4 protein-coding genes are annotated in these 3,163 nt (G+C 65.1%); all 4 read right to left on the bottom strand.

The features are described 5' to 3' along the window. The coding region (locus ROZ37_RS22025) for a glutaredoxin domain-containing protein (protein WP_312662879.1) at positions 1-97 on the bottom strand (97 nt) is incomplete at its 3' end. A gap of 92 nt (positions 98-189) precedes the next feature. Then, positions 190-1,059, bottom strand: a complete 870-nt coding sequence (locus ROZ37_RS22020; RefSeq protein ID WP_312662874.1) for a cytochrome c1 — start codon at positions 1,057-1,059, stop codon at positions 190-192. 32 nt (positions 1,060-1,091) lie between these two features. Next, positions 1,092-2,489 carry a cytochrome bc complex cytochrome b subunit gene (locus ROZ37_RS22015; protein ID WP_312662873.1) on the bottom strand — a complete coding sequence of 466 codons (1,398 nt, stop codon included), beginning with the start codon at positions 2,487-2,489 and terminating at the stop codon, positions 1,092-1,094. A gap of 13 nt (positions 2,490-2,502) precedes the next feature. Next, entirely contained in the window at positions 2,503-3,105 is a 603-nt protein-coding gene (gene petA, locus ROZ37_RS22010; RefSeq protein WP_312662876.1) for a ubiquinol-cytochrome c reductase iron-sulfur subunit, read from the bottom strand. Positions 3,106-3,163: the final 58 nt, after the last annotated feature.

The following is a 3,163-nucleotide window of genomic DNA, read 5'->3' as shown; positions in this document are numbered from 1 at the left end:
CGACGTCGCGGATCTCGAAGTCCATGCCCTTCTCGAACAGCACGAACCTGCAGCGTTGCGAGAACGGGCAGGTCGTGCCGGAGTACAGCACCATCATCGCGGGAACTCCCGATGCAGAAAACAGCAGGGTGAGCCCGACGGACTCACCCTGTCAGGACCGGGCAGGCCGGCCTCAACGAATGGTCGCCCTCACTTGACGTCCTTCCAGTACTCGCGATTGAGCATCCAGGCGAACACGGTGAACACGCCGAGGAAAAGCAGCACCCACACGCCGAGACGCACGCGGGTACGCGCGCTGGGATCGGACATGTAGGCGAGGAAGGCAGTGAGGTCGGCGACGGTGTCGTCGAACTGGGCCTGCGACAGCGTGCCGCCCTGCGCGTTGCCGAGCGTCCAGTGGCGCGACGGATGCAGGCCGTGCCCGTCGAGTTTCTCGGTGGTTTCGGCACGGTTGCCGTGCGCATCGAAGACCACGGTGCTCTTCACGAACGAGGTGCCGCCGTTGGCCGAAGGCTCGCCGACCTCCCTGATCTCCTCGAGCGTGGCGCCGCGCATTCCCTGCAGCTCCCACAGCACGTTCGGCATGCCGACGCCCTCGTAGACGGTGTTGTTCCAGCCCGTCGGACGCGTGTCGTCGCGGTAATACGCGCGCAGATAGGTGTAGATCCAGTCGGCGCCCGAACCGGCGCCCGACGAGCGCGCACGCGCGGTCACGGAGAGGTCGGGCGGGGTGGCGCCGAACCAGGCCTTCGAATCGGCCGGGCGCATCGCGATCTTCATCAGGTCGCCGACCTTGCCCTGCGGGTCGAGCACGAGGTACTCGCGGATCTGCTCGTCGGTGAGCCCGATGTCGCGCAGCCGGTTGTAGCGCATCAGGCTAGCGCTGTGGCAGTTCAGGCAGTAGTTGACGAACAGCTTCGCCCCGTTCTGCAGCGAGGGCTCGTCGGTGAGCTTGTGCGTGGGGAAGGGATCGAGCGGATAGCCCGCTTCGGCCGCCGAAGCGGCACCGAAGGACAGCGAGGCAGCGATCGCGACCAGGATACGGGTGACGAGGTTCATGTTCTGTTCAGCTCCAATGCCGCATCCGCGAATCAGTGCGCGTGAAAGGTGACGCGCTCGGGAACCGGCTTGAAGCGGCCCGCGCTGCTCCACCAGGGCATCAGCAGGAAGAACGCGAAGTACAGCAGCGTGCCGATCTTCGAGAACAGGGAGTTGGTCGGCGACACCGGCGTCGTGCCGAGGTAGCCGAGCACCAGGAACACGACGACGAAGGCGGCGAGAACGCCCTTGTGCCATCCGGGGCGATAGCGGATCGAGCGCACCGGGCTCTGGTCGATCCAGGGCAGCACGAAGAGGATCAGCACCGCGGCGCCCATCCCGACCACGCCCCAGAACTTGGCATCGACGACGAAGAAACCGATGACCATCGCCGCGACCACGACCGCCGCGATCAGCTTGCTGAGCACCGAACGCGCGGTGAACCAGACGAGCAGCGCGAACAGCACGAGGAACGGGATCATCCAGAACAGCAGGAAGTCTTCCGTGGTGGCGCGCAGGATCGAGTAGAACGGCGTGAAGTACCAGACCGGGGCGATGTGCGTAGGCGTGATCAGCGGGTCGGCCGGAATGAAGTTGTTGTATTCGAGGAAGTAGCCGCCGAACTCGGGCGCGAAGAACATGATCGCCGAGAAGACGATCAGGAACACGGCCACGCCCAGGATGTCGTGCACCGAGTAGTACGGGTGGAAGGGGATGCCGTCGAGCGGGATGCCGTTGGCGTCTTTCTTCGCCTTGATCTCGATGCCGTCGGGGTTGTTCGACCCGACCTCGTGCAGCGCCATGATGTGCGCGACGACCAGGCCGAGCAGCACGAGCGGGATGGCGATGACGTGGAACGAGAAGAAACGGTTCAGCGTGGCGTCGCTCACCACGTAGTCGCCGCGGATCCAGATCGCGAGGTCGGGACCGATGAACGGGATGGCGGAGAACAGGTTCACGATGACCTGCGCGCCCCAGTACGACATCTGGCCCCACGGCAGCAGATAGCCGAAGAAGGCCTCGGCCATCAGCGCGAGGAAGATCATGCAGCCGAAGATCCACACCAGTTCGCGCGGCTTGCGGTACGACCCGTACAGCAGCCCGCGGAACATGTGCAGGTAGACGACGATGAAGAACGCCGACGCGCCCGTGGAGTGCAGGTAGCGGATCAGCCACCCCCAGGGGACGTCGCGCATGATGTACTCGACCGACGCGAAGGCGAGCGCCGCGTCGGGCTTGTAGTGCATGACCAGGAAGATGCCGGTGACGATCTGCAGCGCCAGCACGAGCATCGCCAGCGAGCCGAAGAAGTACCAGAAGTTGAAGTTCTTCGGCGCGTAGTACTCCGACAGGTGCGCCTTCCACAGCGACGACAGCGGAAAGCGACGGTCGACCCAGCCCAGCAGCCCGGTGCTTTCCACCTGGTTCTCGTATGCCTTCTCGTAGGCCATTTCGCGCGGCTCCTCAGGCTTCCTTGTGTTCGCCGATCAGCAGGCGCGTGTCGGACAGGTACATGTAGGGCGGAACCTCGAGGTTGTCGGGCGCCGGCTTGTTCTTGAACACCCGCCCCGCGAGGTCGAAGGTGGAGCCGTGGCACGGGCAGAGGAATCCGCCGACCCAGTCGGCCGGCAGCGAAGGGTCGCCGGCGCCGTCGAACTTCGGCACCGGCACGCAACCCAGGTGCGTGCAGATGGCGACGAGGACGAGGTACTCGGGCTTGATCGACCGGTATTCGTTCTGCGCCCAGTCGGGCGTGGGGAACCCGCTGCGCTGCGACTCGGGGTCGGCCACCTCGGAATCGGTGACCTTCAGCGTGGAGAGCATCTCCTGCGTGCGCCGCAGGATCCAGACCGGCTTGCCGCGCCATTCCACGCGCTTCATCTCGCCGGGCTCGATGTCGGAGAGATCGACCTCGACCGGAGCGCCGGCCGCCTTTGCTCTTTCCGACGGCGACATGCTCGCCACGAACGGAACGGCGACGGCGACCGTGCCGACCGTTCCCGCGGCGATCGTCAGACCGAGTGCGGTGCGCCGTGACGAATCGGAGGGCTTCGATGGATCACTCATGACGTTGGGAAGATAGGCGGTTCGGGAGGTGAAGGGACGCGAGGAAACCCTTAATCTT

Origin of the sequence: Aromatoleum sp. (assembly GCF_032027225.1) — a bacterium.
In the GTDB taxonomy this organism is placed as follows: domain Bacteria; phylum Pseudomonadota; class Gammaproteobacteria; order Burkholderiales; family Rhodocyclaceae; genus Aromatoleum.
Note: the sequence above shows the minus strand (reverse complement) of the source record. Positions and strands in the feature narration are given on the sequence as shown.

What these genes read in the sequence shown, in the direction of transcription:
- petA (WP_312662876.1), bottom strand. Translation starts at nt 3,105, where the DNA reads ATGAGTGATCCATCGAAGCCCTCCGATTCGTCACGGCGCACCGCACTC.
- ROZ37_RS22020 (WP_312662874.1), bottom strand. Translation starts at nt 1,059, where the DNA reads ATGAACCTCGTCACCCGTATCCTGGTCGCGATCGCTGCCTCGCTGTCC.
- ROZ37_RS22015 (WP_312662873.1), bottom strand. Translation starts at nt 2,489, where the DNA reads ATGGCCTACGAGAAGGCATACGAGAACCAGGTGGAAAGCACCGGGCTG.